We start from the raw sequence: 21,162 nt of genomic DNA, 5'->3' as shown, positions 1-21,162 counted from the left end.
CGTGGACATCCGAACCCACGCTGCGCTTGATGTCGATACCCTCATGCCGGCCAGAGGTGTGGACGTAACCGTCGAAGCCGCAGCTGATGTAGCCGCCGCCGGTTTTGTACAGCGCGTACGACATGTTGACGCGCGCCGATGACGACGGGCCGAACTGGTGGGAGGCGTTCTGGTTCTTGAGGCCGGCCTTGAGGTTGCCCTTGGCCCCGGGGGCGAAGTCCTGGTAGACGCTGCCGCCGTAGTTGCTGTTGAAGTAGACCCGGACGGTCTTACCGCTGCGGTTCCAGACCGAGGCGGCGGCGTTCTTGATGCACTTGCCCTTCCCTGCACCCGGCCCCTTGAAGTCGAAGCAGGAGGGCTGCCGCGTTCCGTAGTCCCCCACCGAACCGGTGAAGTCGGACACCGACCCCTGGTTGTTGCTGTTGAAGTAGTAACAGAACTCACCGGCCTCGCACACGCCGTTGCGCGTGGCCGCCGAGGCCGGCGAGGCGGTGGCCAGCACCGTCCCACCGAGCACCATCGCGACGGCAGCCGTGGTGAGGATCTTGTCGAACGTTCCCATGGTGTTCTCCTTCGTGTCTGTGCGGTCTGACTTACGGATGGTCAGCGGCGCCGGTACTCCTCCCAGGTGCGGATGGGCACCTTCGGGCCGTCGTCCGGGCCGCGGCCGGCGAGCCCGTTCAGACCGAGGTAGTAGTCACCGATCTGATGCTGGGCCTGGCTGGAGAGGTCGGTGTCGTTGACGGCGGCGGCGTGGATGTGCCACGGCCAGTCGTCCTGATCGGGGTTGCGCAGCCATGCCGCGAATCCGACACGCCGCAACGCACGGACGGCGGCGATACGAGTGGCGGAATCCATCCCCTTGACCGAGATGTCGACGACGCCCCCGCCGTCGTGGGTGCCCGCGGACGTGGGATCGCCGCCGCGGTTGTACGACCCCTGCAAGAGCACGAGGTCGCGGCCGAGCAGCCGCTTCGCCTCGGCCAGCATGCTCCGCGTACGGGTGTCGACGACGACGCCGCCGGTGGACACTCGAGCACCCGGCCCGATGACGTGGGTGACCGTGAAACGGCCGGCTCCGAGCCTGGTGAGCGACGCCGTGTCCGGAAGGCCGCTGGCGGCGAGACCAGTGCGGCCGAGCGACCTCTGGAACTTCGCGAAGGCGGCGACGGTCGTGGTGCCGAAGTAACCGTCCACCCACTTCGCGTCGAGCAGGTGCCGGTCGCGCAGCGCCTCCTCGACGAGCAGCACGCCGGCCTTGGCGCCCGGGGTCAGCGTGTGGTCGGACCGTCGCGGGTCGATTTGAGCCGCCTTGACAGTGGCTTCCATGTTCACGCCCGGCAGGGCCCCGGCCTCGGCTGCCTGTGCCGCCGACGCCCCGGGCGCTCCGGTCAGGCAAGCGAGCAGGGCGCCCGCCGCGAGGGCGGCGGCGCATGGAGGCAGCTTCATCGTTTCTCCCGGTGTCGAACGCCGGCAGGTGGTTCCTGCGGCGGGACCCACGGTTTCGGATCTCCGGCGTCGTCCACAACGCGATCGTGTTGTCAGCCTGTACGGCAGGCTCCTCGTACAGGCGTACGCGCCGCCTGACAGGCGATCCTCTGGCAGACGGCGGCGTCACGATCGCCAGGGGCGTCCGCCGGCGGGCCGAAGAGCGCTGTACCGGGCCGGCCGAAACGGGCGGCTCCCAACGTGGCTCCCGTACTCGGCTCGATTCGCGGCCTCTGAAGTGGGCCGGCGACGAGTGATGACGCGGGTTGGTGGACGGGGCTCTCAACGTCTCCCGTAGATCTCCGGCGTTCCACCGTCTCGGGCGGAACCGGAACGGAGCTGAGGCCCCTCCGTTCCGGCGGGCAGTTGACTTGACGCTCAGAGATCGTGGCGATGGTGTCACTGACTTGACCGCTCAGGCCGTCTCGCCGGTTCCCGGTCCTCGCGGCCGGACGAGCTCTGAGCTAGGCCGTTTCGGATCATCGTCTCGGCGGGTCTTGACAATCTTCACATATAAGGGCAAACTGGACTAAATCGTCCAATCTCCCGGCGACGGGTGTCTTCGCGCCAGCACTCGGGGTGAAAGCCGGTCGCGGCCTGAATCGGCCCAAGAGGTCACATCGCCAGAGACACGCCCTGGCGAGCCTGTACGGACTTTCCCACCAGGTCAACCACCTGTTCGTGTATCAAGGCAACCCGAATTACGCGGAACCCAGGTGAGGTGTTGTGATGGATTTGAGGTTGTAATGGATTCAACGGTTGACTTCAGGGCGGTGTTCAAGGCCCTCGTGTCCCCGTTGCTCATAATGACACCGGACTTCGTCGTAGTGGCGGCCAACGACTCCTTCCTGAAGTTGGTCGGGCGGAGTCAGGCGGACCTGCTCGGCCGGCACTTCTGCGCCGTCTTCCCCGGCAATCCCAACGCTCCTAACGATCCCGACGTGCAGGGGGTGATGCGTCTGCGTGCTTCGGTGGAACGCGTTGTCGCCACCGGCAAACGGGACATCATGGCGCTGCAGCGGTACGACATCGAGGCGAACGACAGACCGGGGGTGTTCGAGGAGCGGTACTGGAGCGTGTGCAACTCGCCCGTCCTGGGCCCTGACGGTGAAGTGAAGCTGATCATTCACCGTTCCGAGGAGGTCACCGACTTCCTCCAGGAGCTGAGGTTGTCCGGCGAGCGTGACGTCACGAGGGCTCGGTCTGAGCTTGAGGCGATGAGAACCGACCTCTACGCTCGCGCATGCGAGCTCCAGGAGCTCAACGAAGAACTCAAGCAGGCGCACAGGCAACAACGCCAGACCACGTCGAAGTTGCGAGAGGTCATCGAACGGCAGCGGCGGTTTGTCTTCGACGCCTCCCACGACTTGCGCAACCCGATCACTGGGCTCCTGACCGAGCTTGAGGTCGCGATCGCAGAACCTGACAGCGACCTGCACCAGATCCTGCGCAAACTGCTGATGGACGCCGAGCGACTGAACGACATCGTGAACGATCTGCTGGAACTCGCCCGTCAGGACGCCGCGGCGCCCGCCCCAGCCGAACCAGTCGACCTGCCCCATTTGGTGATAGATGAACTTGAACGACGCACTCTGACCGCATTCGTCGTTACCCGGCTCGAGAGGCAGGTGATGGTGAACGCCTCCCGGATCCGGCTGGCGCGGCTCCTGAGCAACCTGGTCAACAACGCCGAACGGCACACCTCTTCACTGATCGAGATCAGCGTCACCGTCGACCCGCCGGACGCGGTCCTGGAAGTCATCGACGATGGCCCCGGCATTGCTCCGGCCGACCGTGAAAAGATCTTCGAGCGCTTCTTCCGCCTGGACGATGCCTGTCGCCGGGATCCCGGTGGCTCCGGGCTCGGTCTGCCCATCGCCCGCGAGATCGCCCGCGCCTACGGCGGGCGCCTGTACGCCGCCGATCACCCCACCGGCGCCCGCTTCGTCCTCCGCCTCCCCCTCGCGGCCTAGGGGTTGTTGTGCGAAGGTGATTTTTGCGACGGAGAGGCAGGCCATCAGTGGTTTGGCACAGCAGCCCGCCTGACGGCCGTGGCGGGCAGACCCTGGCGTAGCGACGCTGCCCCTCGAATCTGGTCAAGACGGAACTCCCGAAGATCCACATCATGACCTTCGACGCACAGGCGACACGCCGGCCGCGGCCACGGGCGCGACCTTTGGGACGGCCGAAACGGGTGGCTCCCAAGACGGCTCCCACAGACACGAAAGAGACCGCATAAAGCCGGAAAACACTAAGGCCCGCCACCAGGTTTTCCCTGGTTACGGGCCTTCTGTGATGTGCGCGGCCGAGAGGACTCGAACCCCTAACCTTCTGATCCGTAGTCAGATGCTCTATCCATTGAGCTACGGCCGCTTTGCTGCCTGTTCACCTGTGGTGCCCTGCAACGGGTGTAACTCTACCAGACCCGTCACCCCTGCTTGCGCCAATAAACCGCTCCGCCCCCGGTCAAGCCGTCAGCCCGAGCCCGTACGCGCGGAGCACCGCGAGCGGACGGGCCGGGGACGCGTGGGGCCGGTCACTCCTGGGAAACGAAGAGCGTGAGCGTGTCGGCGATGCAGGCCGGCCTGTCGACTCCCTCGACCTCGATCGTGACGCGGAGGTTCGCGAGGGTGCCCGAGGGAGTGCCCTTGACGTCGGTGACCTCCGCCCCCGCCCGTACGCGGGACCCGACGGGAACCGGCCGGGGGAAGCGCACCTTGTTCAGCCCATAATTGATGGCCATGCGCAGACCGTCCACGCGGTACAGCTCACCGAGCAGCGACGGCAGCAGCGAGAGCGTGAGGTATCCGTGGGCGATGGTGCCGCCGAACGGGCTCTCCTTCGCCCGGTCCGGGTCCACGTGAATCCACTGGTGGTCGTCCGTCGCGTCGGCGAAGGCGTTCACCCTCTCCTGACCGATCTCTCGCCAGTCGGTGTACCCGAGATGCTCGCCCTTGGCCGCCTTGAGTTCGGCGAGGTTCGTGAAGATCCGCATGATCGCAGCCTATTCACGCGGACCCGGGACCGGCGGGAATCGGGAGACGGGGAGCGCGTTGACCTCCACACTGGTTCCATCGGGGGAGCGAGCGAGTGCTGCCACTAGGCAACAGACACATCACTGTGAGTGACGAACAGCCCATGACCCTCGGGGGTATCTGCACAAGGCGGGGTGTACGCCGGAACACGCCCCGACGTGGAGGGAACGTGGACGAGCAATCCGGTCCACCCGGCAAGCGGTATCGGCTCCGCGGACTCATCGCGGTCGTGGTCGCGGGTCTCGTCTGCTGGGCGCTCATCATCCTGCTGCTGGTCAAGCTGCTCGGGTGAGCATGGGGGGAGGGGACGTGCCGGCCGGAGACCAGCCCCGGCCGGCACCGGTCGTCACTCACCGCTCTGAATGCTCGTGACCAGGTCGAGATGCTCCCGGACCACCGGTTTGGCGTCCCGGGCGAGGTTCTTCACCTCCGGGGAGGAACCGGTCGAGACTTCCTTGTCCAGGAAGTCCAGGGTCTTGCGGTGATCCTCGACCTGCGCGCCGATCCACATACGGTCGAACGCGGTGCCGCCCTTGGCGGCGAACTTCCGCAGCTCGGCCTGCTGCTCCTCGCTCGGCCGGCTCGGCAGGTCCACGCCCAGCTTCTTGGCCACCCGCTTGAGCTGGTCGTCGAGGGAGGTGTGGTCCTCCACGAACTTCCTGCCGGCGTCCCTGACCGACTGCTTGCCGGCCTGCCGCTCGGCGATCTGCCCGCCCTGGATCTCCGCGAGGTTGTCCTGGTGCGCGCCGACCAGGAAGGCCTTGTCCTGATCGCTGACATCCGGCGGCGCCGCGTGACCCGCGGTGACCCCCGACAGCGCCGGGACCACGGCCGCCACCAGGACGATGAGCCATCTCAGCATCAGATCCCCCGATCCTTCGCCCGGCGGCCGAGCAGCGGCTGATCGGCCTCGACCATCTGGGCATGACGCTTCAAATACCTCATACCCACCAGCCGCGCCTCGTACGGCTCAATTCGCCATAGGCCGGTAGCCCCTCACGTAGTCGACCACGAACTCCTTGGGGTACGGCCCCACCCTCTCGGGTCCCTCCGCGCCGGGAAACTCGTAGAGGCCGAGCATGAGCTGCATCGGATAGTCCGGGGACTGCCGGATGGTCCTGACGTGACGGCCGTCCACGAAGAACGTCACCCGCTCCTTCGTCCACTCGACCGCGTACACATGGAACTCACGCGCGTCGATGGGGAGGACCTCGGCGGCGAACTCGTCGGTGATCGCGGGATCGCCGAACGGATGGACGCCCATGCCGACCGCCGTCGCGTCCCGGCGTACGTCACGCCCGAAGATCTCGCAGACGCAGATCTCCGCCGACCGCTCGGGGGCGTCCTCGAAGCCGATCATCCACAGCGCGACCATGGCGCGCGGATCGTCGCTGGCCCGGGCGCGCATCTCGATCAGGCCGAAGTGCGGGGTGTAGAGCCGCGCCTCGTCCTGTGCCTCGCGGACGACGGCCCGGCCGCCCCTCCCGTGCTGGCCGACGGCGCTGCCCACCGGCCCGGAGAACACACCCGTCTGCAGTGAGGACACGCGCATCCGGCCCTCCATCTCCGGCGACCACGCCGGCTGGTCCTCCTCGATGAGCAGGTGCAGGCGGCCGTCTCCCACGCGATAGCGGGCCGCCGAGGCGGCGCGTGTGGTCCATTGGGGCAGATAACGCGGAATCCAGCGACGCTCGTCGAGCCCGTCCCCGTCGAAGGTGTCCTCGAACTCCAGCACGTAGCCGGCCTTCGCCGCCGGGTCCAGCGCGTACGTGCCGTTCTTGGCTTCGCTCATGCGTCAATCCTGGATTGATCCGTGGAGGAACCAGGCACGCTTTGGGGCATACGGAAAAAGACAACGGGAGTTCACCGATCTCTCCCTTGGTTCGTCCCGGTTTCGAGGTGATGCTGGCGAATGTCTGTCCCCTCGCCCCCACAAGGAGGTCTCGTGCAGACTTCGCGACGCTTCCGGCCGTCCTGGCCGCGACGGCTCACCGTCATGCTCGCCGCCATCGTGTCCCTCACCGGAGTGACCGGCACCGTCCCCGCCCACGCGTCGGTCTACGGCTCCTGCACCATCTCCCGCTGCGCTGACGCCCGCTCGGCGAACGCCATCTGGGCCGGGAAGGGCTACCCCACCAGCAGCGGCTGGTATTCCTGGCCGGACGGCAGGTACAACTACACCGGCGGGCGCTTCTACAACCGGGAGGGACAGCTCCCCAGCGGCGCCACCTACTACGAGTACGACGTCTACTCCCGTGCGCGGGGCGCCTCGCGTGACGCGTACCGGATCGTCGTCAACCGCAGCACCGGCGTGACTTGGTTCTCGCCCAACCACTACACCGACTTCTACAGGCTCTAGGACCTCCCATGACCTCCGCCGAGCGTCCGCTGCCCCCGTGGCTCACGGTGACCACCGATGCGGCCCCGGCGGTCGTCGACGGGCGGGCCTGCCGGACCCGTGCCGCCTTCTTCGACGAGGTGGCACGGGCCCTGCGCCTCCCGGCGTACTTCGGTCGCAACTGGGACGCCCTCACCGACTCCCTGCGCGACATCGGGCCGGTCCACCTGGCCGTGGAGCACGCCGAGGAACTGCTCGACGCCGAGCCTCCCGGGCAGTTCGCCACCCTGCTCGCCATCCTCGCCGGCGCCGCCGAGGCCGGGCTGACCCTGACCCTCCACACGGACCCCGCCCACGAACCCCGGCTCCGCCGCCGGCTGACCGACGCCCTGCCCTGATCACCCGTACGATCCTCAGCCGGTTCGTCACTCGGACGGCGGGACGAGGAGTGCCTCGGCGCCGATCGGAACGTAGCCCGCGGCGAGGAACGCCCGTACGCTCGCGGCGTTGCCCGGCGCGATCTGCGCCCAGAGCGGGTGCGGGGTGAGATGCCGGGCCGCACGGGCGAGGGTGCGGCCGAGGCCTCGCCCACGAGCGGCCGGCTCGACCTCGATCGCGACCTCCCACCGCCCGCCCACTCCCCGTCCGACGAGCACGAGCCCTCCCGGACAGGTCCAGACGCGTACGTCGTCCCGATAGCGATGGGCGCGCTCGACACGCGGATGGGCCGCGTCCGCGACCTCGGCCAACTCGACGGGCGGGGGGCCTTCGGCGGGGGCGGCCAGAGTGAGCATGTCGATGTTGTTCACCCGGCGTCCCGTGCGTTCCTCCAGGTCCCTGAGGAACGGCGGGTTCAGCGGCGCCGACAGATCATCGCGGGGCAACCGGGACCTGATCCAGTCCTCGCCGACATCGGCGAAGACCACGTTGTGCGCGGTGAAGGCGATGACTCCCGCGTGACGTGCGGACGGCTGCGGAACGACGGTCGGCCCCGCACCCGGCTCGGGCGGGTGCCCGCCGGCCGCACGAGCGAGGACGTCAGCCAAGGTGATCACCGGGAAACGGTAGCCATCGGCCACGACGCGCTCAAAAGCCGCACTCCAAACGGTCGCGTCAGTCGCCGGTACGCCGACCGGCCGGAGCCGTCACCAGGGCACGGGCCCGAAGCGGTCGACGAACCGGCCCGTTCCGCCGTCGGCTCCCTCGGTCGCGAGCGTCACGATCGCGTCGGTCCCCTCCGTCACGGTCTGGGGGCCGCTGTGCCCGTTGAGGTCGGTCGCGGTGTAGCCCGGGTCGGCGGCGTTGACCCGGATGCCGGGCAACGCCTTCGCGTACTGCGTCGTGAGCATCGTCACCGCGGCCTTCGAGGACGTGTACAGCGGCCCCACCACCGTCGACTCCACCCGGCCGGGGTCGTGGGTCAGCGCGAACGAGCCGGTGCCGCTGCTCACGTTGACGATCGCCGGGTGTTCCGACTTGCGGAGAAGCGGCAGGAAGGCGCCGGTCACACGGACGATGCCCACGACGTTCGTCTGGAAGACCTCCAGGGCGTGGGCCGCGGTCAGCTCGTCGGCGGGCACGTGCGGGCCGATGATCCCGGCGTTGTTGATCAGGACGTCGACGCGACCCTCGTGCGCGGCGACGTCGGCTGCCGCGGCGGCGACGGACGCGTCGTCGGTGACGTCGATCCGCACGAAGCGTACGCCGAGCTTGTCGGCCGCCGTCCGCCCGCGCTCGGAGTCCCGGGCGCCGAGGACGACGGTGTGACCGAGGTCGACGAGGCGGCGAACGGTCTCGAACCCGAGGCCCTTGTTGGCCCCGGTGATGAAGGTGATGGTCATGCGTCGAGCCTCGGTCCTCCGGGCGCGCACAGCCAGGGAGAGCTCGCCGGTAGGACAGGCAGTACCACCCTGGCGTCTCGCCGCCGACGCAGAATGAGCGCATGACGACGGACGAGACGAGCCTCGGCGCGACGATCCGCGCCTGGCGCGACCGGCTCTCCCCCGCGGCTGTCGGCCTGCCCGCCGGCCGCGTACGCCGTGCCGCCGGGCTGCGTCGCGAGGAGCTGGCCGACCTCGCGGGCGTCTCGGTGGACTACGTCGTACGGCTGGAGCAGGGCCGGGCGACCACGCCGTCGGCGCAGGTCGCCGCCGCGCTGGCACGGGCGTTACAGCTCGATGGCGCCGAGCGCGACCACCTCTACCGGCTCGCCGGACTGCAGCCGCCCACGGACGGCGCGATCAGTGATCACATCCCGCCCGGCATGCAGCGGGTGCTCACCCGGCTGGGCGACGCGCCGGTCGCCGTGTTCGCCGCCGACTGGCGGCTGCTGTGGTGGAACCGGAGCTGGGCGGCGCTCCTCGGCGACCCCTCCGTACTCGCGCCCGAGGAGCGCAATCTGGTGCGCTCGCGTTTTCCCGTGCCGTCCGATCGGAGGCGCCTCGCGGCATGGCCCGTCGTCTCGGAGAACGCGGAGGCGACCGACCGGGCCATCGTCGCCGACCTGCGCCGCGCCTCCGGGCGTTATCCGCAGGACGCGCGCCTGAGCGGGCTGATCCGCCGGACGCTGGACGGCAACCCGGGGTTCGCCCGGTTGTGGCACTCCGGCGCCGTCGGCCGCCACGCCGAGGACCGCAAGACCATCCGGCACCCGGTGATCGGGGACATCACCGTCGACTGCGACGTGCTTTCCGACCCGGACAACGACCTGAAAATCGTCGTCTACACGGCCGTCCCCGGCAGCGAAGACGAGACCAAGCTCGACCTCGCCCGCGTCGCCGGTGTCACGGCCGCGAGGTTCTGAGCCGCCCGCCCCGCGTCCGGTCCTTGCGGCGTACGGGCTCGGAACGGAACGCGATGACGAGGCCGAGCGGGTGCAGCCCACGAGGATCGCCGTGGTCCGGAGGGTCACAACCTTGACCGCTGCTGGTCAGCGCCGGGGCTTTCAGGCTTCTTCGGGGTCGCGCCCGAGTATCGACCGGCCTCCGTCGACCGGGACGGTCGCGCCGTTGATGAAACTCGCCTCGTCGGACAGCAGATAGGCGACGGTGGCGGCCACTTCCTCCGGGCGGCCGACCCTGCCGACCGGATGCAGCAGGCTCATCTCGTTCTCGATGCGTGCGGCCGCCGCGGGCTCCTGGTTGCGGAGGAAGGCCTCATAGCGTTCGGTGCTGATCGAGCCGAGAGCGACGGCGTTGACCCTTACGCCGCGTGGCCCGTAGTTGACGGCGAGCGCTCGGGTGAGTCCTTCGACGGCGGCCTTGGCCGTCGCGTACGGCAAGGAGCCACGCACCGGCCGCTGCGCCTGGTGGGAGGAGACGTTGACGATCGCCCCGCCCGCACCGGCGCTCAGGAAGCGGCGGATCGCGGTCATGCATCCGACGACCGCGGGGGCGAGGTTCGCCCCGATGAGATCCAGGACCTCGCGCGCCGGCGGGCAGTCCAGTGAGGCCTCGCGGAACACGGCGGCGTTGTTGACCCAGCCGGCGATCGGGCCCATGGCCTGCGCCAGGTCGGCGGCCCGCTCCGCGACCGCCTCGTCCGCCGCGTCCCCGGCCACGGCGGTGATCCGGTAACCGGCCGGGTGGGCGCGAGTCCACTCGAGCGCCGACGGGTCGAACTCGATCACGACGACGCTGTTCGCGTCGGCGAGGAGTCGTTCGACGAGTGCACGTCCGACGCCGCGGCCGCCCCCGGTGACAACGTACGAAGAGCCCACATCCGCCCCTTTCGTGGACCGAGATCTACGTGGCCGCGAGGGACGTACCCGGAACGACCGGTATATAGATCACCGTTACGGGGCGCCGGCTGTTGCCTGCGCGGATGTCAGACGGTTTCACCCAACTGCTCGGCCAGCCGCTCCAGGCCGCCCTTGATGAGCTGCCCATACTCGTCGTCGCCTAGCGCACCGATCCCGGCTCGGGCCTGCCGAAGGTGTTCACGGGCGCGGTCGAGATCGCCGAGCTTGCGGTAGCACTCACTCAAGTTCAGGTGCAACGACGGATACAGGCCCGCCACCGGAAGCGGCACCCCAGCGTGCGCCATCCCCTCCTCGGTGACCCGATCAGCGGCCGCAAGCGCTCGCAGATCCCACATCAGCTCCTGACTCACGTCGTCTTGCACATCGGCCATCGAGTGGGCAAGAACGCAAACATGCAGCGGATCGCCCTGCTCGCCGCCGATGTCGTCCCAGATCTGCGCGAACAGGTCGCGAGCGGCTTCGCGCTGACCTTGGTGGTGATGCAGTTCCACCCCCTGGCCGATCCGGGCCAGCGTTGGATCGGTGGTCATCAGTGGCTCCTTCACCGTCGTCGGCAACCGCGGTCAGCCTACTGGCTGACGTCAATTGAAGATCGGCTTCCGCCAGTCGCCGACGTCGAGACAGACGACCGTCCCCCCGACCGGGTACGCGCTGCCGGTCCTGCCGACCGACGGGCCTCCTGGCGCGCGAGGCAGCCCCAACCAGGACGACCTTTCCCCGGTGTCAGCGGCTTCACCGCTCAGAAACGCTCCGCCACATCGTCAGTTCTGGCAACCCCTCGCCACCCGCGGAAGGATTGACGACCATGACCGACGCCAGACTGCTAGGCGACGACGAGGCCGCGTTCATCGCGGCGGCCCACTCGGATGACGCGGCACAGTTCGCGCTCATCACGGAGCGCTACCGGCGTGAGCTGCAGGTGCACTGCTACCGGATGCTCGCGAACTACGACGACGCCCAGGAAATGACGCAGGAGACGTTCCTGCGGGTGTGGAACAAGCGGGAGTCGTTCAAGGGCCACGCTGCGCTGCGGACCTGGCTGTACCGAATTGCGACGAACGCCTGCCTCGACTTCCTCGACAAGCGCAACAACCGCATACCCGTGCCTGCCGAGCTGCCGGGCGCGGGCTCGGAAGTGCACTACCTGCAGCCCTACCCGGACCGGATGCTCCCGGAGGACCCGCAGGAATCGGTGGTGGCGCGGGAGACGATCGAGCTGGCGTTCGTCGTCGCCGTCCAGCACCTGCCGCCGCGGCAGCGGGCGGTGTTCATCTTGCGCGACGTCCTCGGCTGGCCGGCGTCGAAGGCCGCCAACGCCCTCGAGCTGACCGTCGCTTCGGTGACCAGCGCACTGCAGCGGGCGCGCGTGACGATGCGCGAGCAGCTGCCCGACCGCCGCATCGACTGGCGGAGCCCTGCCACGCATGAGCTGTCGGATGACGAGCGCGGGGTGGTGAAGTCGTATATGGACGCCCATGAGCGCAACGACCTCGACGGGCTGATGGCCCTGCTGCGCGACGACCTGCGCTTCACGATGCTGCCCGACCCGGGCACCGTGACCGTTACGGCCAAGGACGCGGTGGACGGCTGGGTCTCCGGTGGGCTCTTCCAGCGCGGCTACGAGGACTGGCGCTGCACCGCCACGACGGTCAACCGCATGCCTGCCGCCGCGCTGTACCTCCGCACCCCCGACGACCTGGAATACCGTTTGTTCACCATCGCGGTCCTGCACATCGTCGACGGCAAGATCGCCGAACTCACCGGATTCGACGCCGCCGACAAACCATGGCTGACCCTGCCCGCGACGCTGTGATCAGGCAAGCTCCCATCGTCGACAAGTCCAGCGCACGTCCCGGCGTCACCGAAGTCCCCGCAGAATGAGCACCCCGACCAGCTGACCACCCCCGCCCCGCCGACGTTGCCGGCGGGGCGTCTTCGTGTCCGAAGAAGGGAGAGGCTCCCTCATCGCCGAGGGTCACGGTGAGCACGTCAGAAGGATTCAGGTCTTGCCTCACGAGGCCGGCATCTGCCCGTGCTCATCGCCTCGTCTCGTATCGGGTCATCACCACGCCGCCGGGAAATGTTCGCGTCTCGACCAGGTTCAGGTTCACCCAGCTGTCCAGCGCGGTGAAGAACGGCGTGCCGCCACCCACCAGGACCGGCACGGTGACCAGCGCGTACTCGTCGATCAGCCCGGCCCGCATAGCCGCCCCGGCGAGCGTCGCGCCGCCGATGCCCATCGGGCCGCCGTCTTCGGCCTTGAGTCGGGTGATCTCGGCGACCGCGTCGCCGGTGACCAGGCGGGTGTTCCAGGCGACCTTGTCGATCGTCGATGAGAACACCACCTTCGGCGTGTCCCGCCAGTTCCGCGCGAACTCGATCTCCGCCAAGGTAGCGTTGGGCTGCTGGTCGCCGGTCGGCCAGTAGGAGCTCATCGTTTCCCACAGCTTGCGCCCGTACAGCGACATCTCGCTCGCCCGCTCCTGGTCGGACCACCACTGGAACAGCTCGGCGCTCGGCGATGAGTCCGGTCCGTCCCCTCCGCTCCAGCCGATGTCGTCACCGATCGCGGCGATGTAGCCGTCCAGGGTCACGTTCATGCCGAAGATCAGTTTCCGCATCGTGCCAGCCTTCCGTGAGTCGATCTCACACATACAGACGGGCGCGGCGCGGAAACCTGATCGGTGCGCGGATCTGCGTCCGCAGGTAGCTCGGCGTTCCGGACTCAGCACGGCGCGCTCGGGCGCTACCTACCAGATCTCGATTCCGGCGACCATCACGCTTCCTGACGGCACCCGCCGCTACGCCACCTTCATGACCCTCCGAGTTGTCAGCTTGGTCATCAGCCGTGAGGCCGGCCTCGCCTCGATGGTCGGTGCCACGAGAGACAAGATCATGACTGGAGAGATCGAGGGTGATGTCACCGTACGGGAGGAGTGGGAGGCCGTCACCGAGGCCGCCCACGGCTGAGTCGTCAGGATCGGCGGACCAGCAGGGAGACCAGCGACAGCACCACGAGGACCGTGGCCAGCGCGATCGCCGTGTACCAGCCGTAGGAGATGGAGACGTGGAAGCTCGTTCCGAGTTCGCGCAGATCATCGGCCGTCAACATCCCCGCGCTGGGATGCTTGGAGTGCAGGTCGTCCTGGCGGATCCAGAACACGGCCATCGACGCGGCCGCGACGCCGCCGGGCACGACCGCCCAGGCGGCGGACAGACGCCGGGTGAGCGCGTCGGTGACGGCGACGGCCATCGCGGCCACGGCCATGACCAGGGTGATGACTCCCCACTGTGTCGCGAGACCGGCGACGTCGGCATTGTCGATGGGCAGGGTGATCGACCCGAGCAGCTTGCCGACCCTTCCCCAGGGAAGGAACGTCGAGGCACCCAGGAAGAGGGCCGCGGCCGCGACCGCGTATGCCGTCGCCCGGCGGCCCGCGCCGGCCCGCTCGCCGCCTGGCGCCGCCGGTCGCGCAACCTGCCGGGTAGGCGGCTCCCCGACCGGCCGGGTGGGCTCAGCGGAAAGCAGGGTGCCTGATGCCGAGGCCCGCGCACCCGCGATGAGCAACGTCTCCGGTGTCGACGAGGACTGCGTCCCGCCGAGCAGGCGGAGCAGGATCGCGCGTGCGCTGGGGCGCCGGGCAGGGTCCTTGGCGAGGCATTCGGTCACGATGCCGTGCAGCGCTCCCACAAGCCGGCCGAGGTCGGGGTCGCCGGTCAGGATGCGGTGCATCACTGCGGGGATCGAGTCCTGCCCGAACGGCGTGACGCCGTTGGCGGCGTAGGCGATGGTGCACGCCCAGGCGAAGACGTCTGCGGCCGGGCCGACCTCGCCCCCCTCGATCTGCTCGGGTGCCATGAAAGCGGGCGTGCCGACGATCGCACTCGACAACGTGCCGGTCGCGTCCAGGGCGCGCGCAATGCCGAAGTCGATGACGCGTGGCCCATCGGCGCCCATGATGACGTTGCTGGGCTTGAAGTCGCGGTGCACGATCCCGGCCTCGTGGATGGCGGCGAGCGCGGTCACCGTCGCGATCGCCAACCTCTCCAGTGCGGGCCCCTGAGGCGCCTGGCCGACCGCGATCACCTGGGAGAGCGCCGGACCGTCCACGAACTCGCTGACGATGTAGGGCCTGTCGCCTTCCACGTCCGCGTCCAGCACGCGTGCCGTACAGAACGCGGCGACCTTTCCGGCGTGCGCCAGCTCAGCCGCGAACCGCGCTCGGGCCTTGGCGTCCCCGCTGAACCGCGCGTGCAACAACTTGACCGCGACAAGCTCGGCGTTCACCCCCACGCCTCGGTACACCATGCCCTGGCCGCCCTCACCGAGCAGACCGACGATCCGGTACGCACCGACCTGACGGGGATCATCCGCGCGAAGCTGCTGCGACCCTTGCAATTCATCCTCCACGGGTACGCGGAAACGGAGGCGACATTACCGGGCCGGTGGTTCTTCCGACACGAAACGATCGTTAACGCGGACGGGATCCGGTCAATACGATCCCGCTCCGTAGTGGAAGGCACTCCTCCGCGAGGCCGGGGTCAGGGAAGCCGGACTCCATGCAGCGCGACACACGGCGGGAACGCTCCTCGCCGAGCAGGGCGTCCACATCCGCGTCGTGCAGGAGATCCTCGGCCACGCCCGCGTCACGACGACAGAGCGTTACCCCCACATCACCAGTCCCCAGGTGAAGGATGCCAGCGAGCGCATGGGGGCGGCCCTGTGGGGCGAGGACTGAAAGCGCCCGCAACCCGAAGGATGAGAGCAACTGCAACTAGAGGCCCTATGGAGATCAAAAAGCCCCTCTAGCCGAAGACCGGCGAGAGGGGCTTTGAACTGCGGAGGCTCGGGGATTTGAACCCCGGATGGGCTTAAGAGGTCCTAACACAATGGGTTCCCCAAGCGGGCATGATCCATGTTGGCCGCCGCAGACGTCCGAGGGCCCCTCGATTGTGCAAAGATCATCGTCCACTCACCCACCCATGATCTGAGAGGCCATCGCGTGAATGTCCAATGGCCTTCGACCGATGAGGTGTACGCACACTATCAACGGCTTGTCAGTGAGCCAGAGTTGGATGTGGCGCTGTGCTGGGCGGTCGTGGTTCCCGATGACGCAGACTCTCACCTTGCATGACGTGGGCGCACGGCTGGGCGGAGGAACCAGCTATGAGCTGCCCCGATTGGCGAATCCTCACATCGTCAACCTTCCCTTGTGCCGCCCGGGCCCGTGCGCGGTCGTGGACCGAGCCGGTGCGGCGGTCGTCTTGTACGGGCTCGACCATCTCGGGTACCCGAGCGGAGCGCTCCGGCGGCTGGCGTCCAGTGCCCGGGTCTACAGCGCCTGGTGGAACGTCAACTCCGTGAACCGCCTGTCCCTCGCTGTCGACGGCGAAGTCCTTTTATCGATCGACGGATTGTTCCCGGGACGTCCTGAAGATCACCCGAACTTGGCGTGGTGGCCCGAAGTGACGACAATGAGCGAGTTCTTCCTGGACGTCGAGGATGAGGACTGGACCGGAAGGGACGACGGCTGGAACTGGAAGGCAGGTTTTCTGACGGCTGTCGAACTGGCCACAGGGGTGAGGCTGGACCGCCAGTGGCTGGATGCGGAACATCCCTATCTGGCGTTCTCGGGCCCCATCCCGGAGTGAGGGATCAGCGGACGAGGCGCCGCCAGCAGATGATGGCGGCGGCGAGGGTCATGAAGGCTTCGTGGATGTCGTCGCGGACCTCCCAGCGGATGCGCAGGCGGCGGAACCAGTGCAGCAGCGCGATCGTCTGCTCGATCACCCACCGATGCACGCCGAGGCCGGAGCCGTGCGGGGTGCCCCGGCGGGCGATGACCGTTTCACTCCCTTGGCCCAGACCATCCGGCGGTACTTGTCGTGGTCGTAGCCCCGGTCGGCGTACACGAGCGTGGGTCGACTGCGGGGCCGGCCACGCCGCCCCCGGACCGGTGGAATGCCCCGGAGCAGCGGCATGAGCCGGGTGACGTCGTTGCGGTTGCCGCCGGTCAGACTGAGCGCGAGGGGGATGCCGTTCCCGTCGGCGATGATGTGGTGCTTGGAGCCCGTCTTGCCGCGGTCGACCGGGCTCGGACCCGTTTTGGGCCGCCCTTCAGCGCCCGCACGTAGGAGCTGTCGATCACCGCCTTGGACCAGTCCAGCTTGCCCGCGGCGTGCAACTCGGCCAGCAGCAGCTCATGCAGCTTCTGCCACACCCCGGCCTGATGCCAGTCCCGCAACCTGCGCCAGCAGGTCATCCCCGAACCGAAGCCCAGTTCCTGGGGCAGGTACTCCCAGGCGATGCCGGTGTAGAGCACGAACAAGATGCCCGACAGGACCTTCCGATCCTCCAGGCGCTTGCGGCCCGGGTGATCGGTGCGGCGTGGCACGACCGGCAACAACGGTTCGATCCGCGCCCATAACTCATCCGGGGTGATCCACGGCGGCTGCTCGCCCTTCCTCACGCACTGATCAACCCAAAGCTGATCACGCGCATTCCTCGATCATTCTGTTAGGACTTCTAAGACCCAAACCGCATTAGCAGCTCGGCTCTCGACCGTCCGATGCGTTCCACCTGGACCAACACCGCTCGGCGGTCCTCCTGGAACGGCCTGGAACGGCGGGGAACTGCAACTAAAACTGCAACTAGAGCTGGCACGTGACCTGCGCGGACGCGCACGCCTCGGCCTTCCGCGCATCCCGTATGCCGTCGACCCACCGCGAAGCGGCAGCGGGCCGGCGACGGAGGGGCAAGCCCGTCTTTGCGTGTACCTTAGCCGCTCGTCGTTCCTCGGCCATTGGACGCCAAGGGTCACGGACGGGCTTGAGCCGGAGGAGCCGGTCTGCTGGGCTCTGCCTGGGTCGATGGCAGAAGGGATGCGCGCTCCTACCTCAGCCACTCGCGGCCCGCGCTCTCCAGCTCGGCGACATCCCGGAGCCGGAGGCCCTCGCCGGAGGCGCCTTAATGGCGGTTCAGTGTCGGCTCCAGATGCGGTGGGTCTCGAGTGCGTCGGAGAGTTCCTGGGCCACTTCCGGCGAGCTGGCGGAGAAGAACCCACGCTCCAGGATCACCGCGGGTGCCGTTCCCCTGATCCATCTGTCCAGGAGCGCATACCACTCGGCGCCGTGGGCGACGGCGACAGTGAAGTCGTGCATGAGCCACGCCATGTGGCGGGCCGCCGCCTCGGTGGTGTTGGACTCCCACTCGGCCAGGTGGGGAGCCAGATCCAACTTCAGGTCATCGGCGATGATCTCAATCAAATCCATGCCGTCGACGTCACGCGGATAACTGCTGAGGGTCTGTCGCCACCATGCGCCGACGGTGCCAATGACAGCTTCCTGCTCGATCTTGCTCCAGGTTTGCCACCTGACGCCGAGTCGCAGCATCAAGGAAGGGGCGTGCAGGCCGTCAAGCTCCTCGAGGATGAGCAGCTCCAGCAGCCGGGGCAGGTAGTGCTTGAATTCCTCGACGTCTCCCCATGTGTACAGGCCATTCCAGGCGTAGGGACTCAGCGCGGCTGCCGTGAGCATCCGAAGTGGTGCGGCACGCGCCGCGCGAACCCGCTCAGCCGACACGCAGTGGTCACACACGTTGGTCTTGGCCGACAGGCGTGAATCCGTCGTATGTGCTGCTTTCGGTGCCGATTTCACTCCGGGCCTTCCGCGAAGGCCACGAGGTCAGCGGCCGACCAGGTCAGCTCACCGTTGCGCATTTCGTCGACGACCGAGCGTAGCCACTGCAGTTCCGCCGCAGTCACGACGCGCAGATATTCGGCTTCCAGCATAGTGATGCGAGGGAGTCCGTGTCCGGTTTCAGCACTTATTTCGGCCTCTAGTCCGGCCAGTGCTTCGCTGAGCGTTCTGACGCGCCGATCCAAGGCATCGCTTATCTCCTGAGGGGCGAGCATCAGCAGGTGGGACAACGCCGCCGGGAACTCCGGAAACTCCTGCTTGGGCATGGCCAGCATGTCCAGCAGCCACTCGCGGGCCACCGCGCGTCCCGCATCGGTGATCTCATAGACGGTTCGCTCCGGATACGCCTGGTCGCGCTCGGTCTCTCGCACACCGATCAGGCCGGCGGTGATGAGGCGGTCGATCGTCCGGTAGAGGCTCGTTCGCTGGCCCACGTTGACCACCTTGTCCTTTCCCCACTGCTTGATCAGCCGCTGGATGCCGTAGGGGTGCAACGGCTTGTACTGCAACAGCGCCAGGACGGTCAGGGCGAGAGGTGAGCCGGTACGAGGAGTGGTCATTCCCCCACACTAACACCGGACACTAGTTGACTAGAAACTAGTTACTGTGACACTATTCGGAGAGTCGGTTCGCAGCCACCCAAAGGACTCCACAATGACCATCCAGGAACGGCCGCAGGCGGCAGAGCTCACCACCAGCTTCGTCACCTCTGACGACGGCACCCGTATCGCTTTCCACACCATCGGGCACGGACCGGGTGTTGTCCTGCTGCACGGCTCCATGGAGACGGCCAGGAATCACGTGACCATGGCCGAAGAGCTGGCCGACGCGTTCACCGTCCACCTGCCCGACCGCCGCGGCCGCGGCCAGAGCGGACCGTACGGGGACGACTACAGCGTGCGGAAGGAAGTGGAGGACCTCGACGCGGTTCTGAACGAGACGGGTGCCCACTACGTCTTCGGCGTCAGTGCAAGCGGCGTCGCCGTGCTCCAGGCGGCACGCACGCTACCGGCGATTCACAAGGTCGCCGTATACGAACCGGCACTGCTTCTGGAGGACATCCCTCAGTTGACCGGATGGATCGACCGCTTCGACCGGGAGATGGCCGAAGGCAAGGTGGCAGCCGCACTGGTGACCAGCATGCTCGGACTTCGTCTTGGGCCGCCGATCATGAACGTCATGCCGCGGGGGCTACTGACCTGGCTGACCGGCCTGCTGACGAAGAGCGAGGACAAGAATGCCAAGCCAGGCGATGCGACCATGCGCATGCTCGCCCCGACTCTGCACTACGAAGGCGTGCTGATGGCCGAGCTGGCCGACACCCTGGACCGTTTCGCCGACGTACAGGCTGAAGTACTCCTGCTCGGCGGAAGTAAGGGACTCCCCTTCCTCAAGCCCGCGCTGTCCGGTCTGGAGAAGACCATTCCCCACGTCGAACGGATCGAGTTCCCCGGACTCGACCATGACGCGTCAGGAGATGTGAGCAAGCGCAATCCCGCCGGCCGTCCGGAGATCGTGGCGGCCGAACTGCGGCGTTTCTTCACGGCGGCCGCCTAAGGGCCAAGGCCTCGGGACGACAATCATCTTGTCGACCGCTCCGGCTTCGCTGCCTTCGGAAGGAGTAGAGGGGAGGTGTGGCGGCCGGCTTCCTGTCCGCCGACCATGCCGGTATGGGCGTCCTCTTCGACCAGATCCGGGCCGTCCCCGGTGTCTCCATCGCCGTCTACGACGGCGGTCCGTTCCTCTTCTACATCGGCCAGCTCGCGCTCGTCGTCCAGCTCGCCGTCGTCCGCCGCGTCAAGGTCTGGACGCCCTTCCTGGTCCTGCTCGACCTCCTCCTCCCGTTCATCTCTTCGCTGCCGTTGGGCGATCATCCCCCTGAGGGCGCGCAAAGCGTGATCGGAACGCGGTATGCCCCCATGTGCCCACCGCGCCACCGTAGAGATCAAATAGGCCCCCGTCCGGTCGTCCCGGGCGGGGGCCTATTTCCTGCTCAGCTGGCGGAGGCTCGGGGATTTGAACCCCGGATGGGCTTAAGACCCAAACCGCATTAGCAGTGCGGCGCCATAGACCTGACTAGGCGAAGCCTCCTGGTAGCGCGTTGCTCAGCACAGCGTACCGGCGATCGTCCAAGGCGGCAAAGCGGATTGCCGAGCGTCCTACTGGATCACTTCGGGGATCCCGTTTGGATCGATGCACAGCCCTTGTCCACAGGATGTGGATAAGGGCTGTGCACACAGTGTGGATAACCCGCCTCAGCGTCGGCACGGGCTACGCCTGACGGACGGCCTCGCCCTCGATCTCGATCTTGACCTTCTTGCCGACGAGGACACCGCCGGTCTCCAGGGCCTGGTTCCAGGTCAGACCGTACTCCTCGCGGTCGATCTCGGTCTCCGCGCTGAACCCGAAGAGCTCCTGCCCCCACGGGTTGGTGGCCGCGCCGTTGAACTCGACCTTGAGCTCGACCTCCTTGGTCACGTCACGGACCGTGAGGTCGCCGACGAGCGTGAACTCGTTGCCCGACAGGTTGCTCACCCGCTTGCTGCGGAAGGTGATCTCCGGGAACTTGTCGGCGCTCAGGAAGTCGTCGCTCCGCAGGTGGCCGTCGCGGTCGGCGGCGCCGGTCTCGATCGTGCCCGCCTTGATGGCGACGTCCACGCTCGACTCCAGCGGGTTCTCGGCGATGACGATCTTGCCCTCGTAGTCGGCGAAGTGGCCGCGGACCTTGCTGACCATCATGTGCTTGACGACGAAACCGACGCGCGTGTGGGCCTTGTCCAGCGCGAACTCGCCGGCCGTCGGGACCTTCAGGCCCTCCCACTCACGGATGCTCATGGCTGCTC

Annotated in this window: 24 protein-coding genes, 2 tRNA genes and 2 pseudogenes; 10 read left to right on the top strand and 18 right to left on the bottom strand. The window is 67.6% G+C overall.

The genetic code is table 11. From position 1 onward, the window contains the following. On the bottom strand, positions 1 to 562 hold a 562-nt coding region (locus BXA11_RS39665), incomplete at its 3' end, for a peptidase inhibitor family I36 protein (RefSeq protein ID WP_167769306.1). 41 nt (positions 563 to 603) lie between these two features. Beyond that, on the bottom strand, positions 604 to 1,449 hold the full coding sequence (locus BXA11_RS39660) for a peptidoglycan-binding domain-containing protein (protein ID WP_076443055.1): 846 nt from the start codon (positions 1,447 to 1,449) through the stop codon (positions 604 to 606). 812 nt (positions 1,450 to 2,261) lie between these two features. On the opposite strand from BXA11_RS39660, the gene BXA11_RS39655 reads away from it, so the two are divergent. Beyond that, the gene (locus BXA11_RS39655; RefSeq protein WP_159454906.1) at positions 2,262 to 3,461 is read left to right on the top strand and encodes a PAS domain-containing sensor histidine kinase; all 1,200 of its coding nucleotides are present in this window, start codon (positions 2,262 to 2,264) and stop codon (positions 3,459 to 3,461) included. A gap of 327 nt (positions 3,462 to 3,788) precedes the next feature. On the opposite strand, the gene BXA11_RS39650 is transcribed toward BXA11_RS39655, so the two are convergent. Both BXA11_RS39650 and BXA11_RS39645 read right to left on the bottom strand, forming a co-directional pair. After that, positions 3,789 to 3,861, bottom strand: a tRNA-Arg gene (locus BXA11_RS39650). Positions 3,862 to 4,024: 163 nt separating this feature from the next. Then, positions 4,025 to 4,483, bottom strand: coding sequence for a MaoC family dehydratase (locus BXA11_RS39645; protein ID WP_076443051.1), 459 nt, complete (start codon positions 4,481 to 4,483; stop codon positions 4,025 to 4,027). A gap of 209 nt (positions 4,484 to 4,692) precedes the next feature. Between BXA11_RS39645 and BXA11_RS45575 the strand changes: the two genes are divergently transcribed. After that, complete coding sequence (locus BXA11_RS45575; RefSeq protein WP_269321836.1) at positions 4,693 to 4,815, top strand: hypothetical protein; 123 nt, start codon at positions 4,693 to 4,695, stop codon at positions 4,813 to 4,815. A 54-nt stretch (positions 4,816 to 4,869) separates the two neighbouring features. Here BXA11_RS45575 and BXA11_RS39640 read toward each other — a convergent pair whose 3' ends face one another. Together BXA11_RS39640 and BXA11_RS39635 are read right to left on the bottom strand one after the other, a co-directional pair. Continuing rightward, positions 4,870 to 5,385 carry a DUF4142 domain-containing protein gene (locus BXA11_RS39640; protein ID WP_051762778.1) on the bottom strand — a complete coding sequence of 172 codons (516 nt, stop codon included), beginning with the start codon at positions 5,383 to 5,385 and terminating at the stop codon, positions 4,870 to 4,872. A 108-nt stretch (positions 5,386 to 5,493) separates the two neighbouring features. Then, the gene (locus BXA11_RS39635; protein WP_076443049.1) at positions 5,494 to 6,315 is read right to left on the bottom strand and encodes a glycoside hydrolase family 16 protein; all 822 of its coding nucleotides are present in this window, start codon (positions 6,313 to 6,315) and stop codon (positions 5,494 to 5,496) included. Between the two features lie 153 nt (positions 6,316 to 6,468). Here BXA11_RS39635 and BXA11_RS39630 point away from each other — a divergent pair, with 153 nt between their 5' ends. Both BXA11_RS39630 and BXA11_RS39625 read left to right on the top strand, forming a co-directional pair. Beyond that, entirely contained in the window at positions 6,469 to 6,882 is a 414-nt protein-coding gene (locus tag BXA11_RS39630; protein ID WP_030512186.1) for a ribonuclease domain-containing protein, read from the top strand. Between the two features lie 8 nt (positions 6,883 to 6,890). Beyond that, positions 6,891 to 7,259 carry a barstar family protein gene (locus BXA11_RS39625; protein WP_076443046.1) on the top strand — a complete coding sequence of 123 codons (369 nt, stop codon included), beginning with the start codon at positions 6,891 to 6,893 and terminating at the stop codon, positions 7,257 to 7,259. A gap of 27 nt (positions 7,260 to 7,286) precedes the next feature. On the opposite strand, the gene BXA11_RS39620 is transcribed toward BXA11_RS39625, so the two are convergent. Together BXA11_RS39620 and BXA11_RS39615 are read right to left on the bottom strand one after the other, a co-directional pair. Beyond that, on the bottom strand, positions 7,287 to 7,916 hold the full coding sequence (locus BXA11_RS39620; RefSeq protein ID WP_167769305.1) for a GNAT family N-acetyltransferase: 630 nt from the start codon (positions 7,914 to 7,916) through the stop codon (positions 7,287 to 7,289). Between the two features lie 90 nt (positions 7,917 to 8,006). Next, entirely contained in the window at positions 8,007 to 8,702 is a 696-nt protein-coding gene (locus BXA11_RS39615) for an SDR family NAD(P)-dependent oxidoreductase (protein ID WP_076443044.1), read from the bottom strand. 101 nt (positions 8,703 to 8,803) lie between these two features. Here BXA11_RS39615 and BXA11_RS39610 point away from each other — a divergent pair, with 101 nt between their 5' ends. Next, a complete protein-coding gene (locus tag BXA11_RS39610) occupies positions 8,804 to 9,664 on the top strand; it encodes a helix-turn-helix domain-containing protein (RefSeq protein WP_076443041.1) in 861 nt (286 codons plus the stop codon). Positions 9,665 to 9,805: 141 nt separating this feature from the next. Here the strand turns inward: BXA11_RS39610 and BXA11_RS39605 are convergent, their stop codons facing one another. After that, on the bottom strand, positions 9,806 to 10,579 hold the full coding sequence (locus BXA11_RS39605; RefSeq protein WP_076443039.1) for an SDR family NAD(P)-dependent oxidoreductase: 774 nt from the start codon (positions 10,577 to 10,579) through the stop codon (positions 9,806 to 9,808). Positions 10,580 to 10,686: 107 nt separating this feature from the next. Further along, a complete protein-coding gene (locus tag BXA11_RS39600; protein WP_076443037.1) occupies positions 10,687 to 11,151 on the bottom strand; it encodes a tetratricopeptide repeat protein in 465 nt (154 codons plus the stop codon). A gap of 275 nt (positions 11,152 to 11,426) precedes the next feature. Here BXA11_RS39600 and BXA11_RS39595 point away from each other — a divergent pair, with 275 nt between their 5' ends. After that, a complete protein-coding gene (locus BXA11_RS39595; RefSeq protein WP_076443035.1) occupies positions 11,427 to 12,434 on the top strand; it encodes an RNA polymerase subunit sigma-70 in 1,008 nt (335 codons plus the stop codon). Between the two features lie 223 nt (positions 12,435 to 12,657). Here the strand turns inward: BXA11_RS39595 and BXA11_RS39590 are convergent, their stop codons facing one another. Then, positions 12,658 to 13,242 carry a dihydrofolate reductase family protein gene (locus tag BXA11_RS39590; protein ID WP_076443033.1) on the bottom strand — a complete coding sequence of 195 codons (585 nt, stop codon included), beginning with the start codon at positions 13,240 to 13,242 and terminating at the stop codon, positions 12,658 to 12,660. Here BXA11_RS39590 and BXA11_RS39585 point away from each other — a divergent pair. Next, positions 13,220 to 13,591 (top strand): hypothetical protein, encoded by a 372-nt coding sequence (locus BXA11_RS39585; protein WP_143734795.1) that lies wholly within the window; start codon positions 13,220 to 13,222, stop codon positions 13,589 to 13,591. The two genes, BXA11_RS39590 and BXA11_RS39585, sit on opposite strands and share 23 nt — an antisense overlap. A gap of 4 nt (positions 13,592 to 13,595) precedes the next feature. On the opposite strand, the gene BXA11_RS39580 is transcribed toward BXA11_RS39585, so the two are convergent. Beyond that, positions 13,596 to 15,020, bottom strand: a complete 1,425-nt coding sequence (locus tag BXA11_RS39580; protein ID WP_076443029.1) for a serine/threonine-protein kinase — start codon at positions 15,018 to 15,020, stop codon at positions 13,596 to 13,598. Between the two features lie 175 nt (positions 15,021 to 15,195). Between BXA11_RS39580 and BXA11_RS45895 the strand changes: the two are divergent. Together BXA11_RS45895 and BXA11_RS39570 are read left to right on the top strand one after the other, a co-directional pair. Next, positions 15,196 to 15,240, top strand: a pseudogene (locus BXA11_RS45895) (hypothetical protein); the annotation flags it as partial. A 490-nt stretch (positions 15,241 to 15,730) separates the two neighbouring features. Next, positions 15,731 to 16,273, top strand: coding sequence for a hypothetical protein (locus BXA11_RS39570; RefSeq protein WP_143734794.1), 543 nt, complete (start codon positions 15,731 to 15,733; stop codon positions 16,271 to 16,273). Positions 16,274 to 16,277: 4 nt separating this feature from the next. On the opposite strand, the pseudogene BXA11_RS41760 reads toward BXA11_RS39570, so the two are convergent. The 3 genes and pseudogenes from BXA11_RS41760 to BXA11_RS39550 all read right to left on the bottom strand — a co-directional run bounded on the left by BXA11_RS41760 (position 16,278) and on the right by BXA11_RS39550 (position 18,879). Beyond that, positions 16,278 to 17,064, bottom strand: a pseudogene (locus tag BXA11_RS41760) (IS5 family transposase). Positions 17,065 to 17,599: 535 nt separating this feature from the next. Continuing rightward, a complete protein-coding gene (locus tag BXA11_RS39555) occupies positions 17,600 to 18,277 on the bottom strand; it encodes a hypothetical protein (RefSeq protein ID WP_143734793.1) in 678 nt (225 codons plus the stop codon). Further along, on the bottom strand, positions 18,274 to 18,879 hold the full coding sequence (locus BXA11_RS39550; protein WP_076443021.1) for a PadR family transcriptional regulator: 606 nt from the start codon (positions 18,877 to 18,879) through the stop codon (positions 18,274 to 18,276). The genes BXA11_RS39555 and BXA11_RS39550 overlap by 4 nt, the downstream gene beginning before the upstream one ends. Positions 18,880 to 18,973: 94 nt before the next feature. Between BXA11_RS39550 and BXA11_RS39545 the strand changes: the two genes are divergently transcribed. Beyond that, positions 18,974 to 19,876 carry an alpha/beta fold hydrolase gene (locus tag BXA11_RS39545; RefSeq protein WP_051762873.1) on the top strand — a complete coding sequence of 301 codons (903 nt, stop codon included), beginning with the start codon at positions 18,974 to 18,976 and terminating at the stop codon, positions 19,874 to 19,876. Positions 19,877 to 19,899: 23 nt separating this feature from the next. Here the strand turns inward: BXA11_RS39545 and BXA11_RS43555 are convergent, their stop codons facing one another. From BXA11_RS43555 to BXA11_RS39530, 3 genes are all read right to left on the bottom strand, one after another. Beyond that, positions 19,900 to 20,193 carry a hypothetical protein gene (locus BXA11_RS43555; RefSeq protein WP_156081272.1) on the bottom strand — a complete coding sequence of 98 codons (294 nt, stop codon included), beginning with the start codon at positions 20,191 to 20,193 and terminating at the stop codon, positions 19,900 to 19,902. Between the two features lie 124 nt (positions 20,194 to 20,317). Next, positions 20,318 to 20,410: transfer RNA gene (locus tag BXA11_RS39535), tRNA-Ser, on the bottom strand. Positions 20,411 to 20,590: 180 nt separating this feature from the next. After that, positions 20,591 to 21,154: a YceI family protein gene (locus tag BXA11_RS39530; protein ID WP_076443019.1), complete on the bottom strand. Its 564-nt coding sequence runs from the start codon at positions 21,152 to 21,154 to the stop codon at positions 20,591 to 20,593. Positions 21,155 to 21,162: the final 8 nt, after the last annotated feature.

Origin of the sequence: Microbispora rosea (genome assembly GCF_900156315.1) — a bacterium.
GTDB lineage: Bacteria > Actinomycetota > Actinomycetes > Streptosporangiales > Streptosporangiaceae > Microbispora > Microbispora rosea.
Note: the sequence above shows the minus strand (reverse complement) of the source record. Positions and strands in the feature narration are given on the sequence as shown.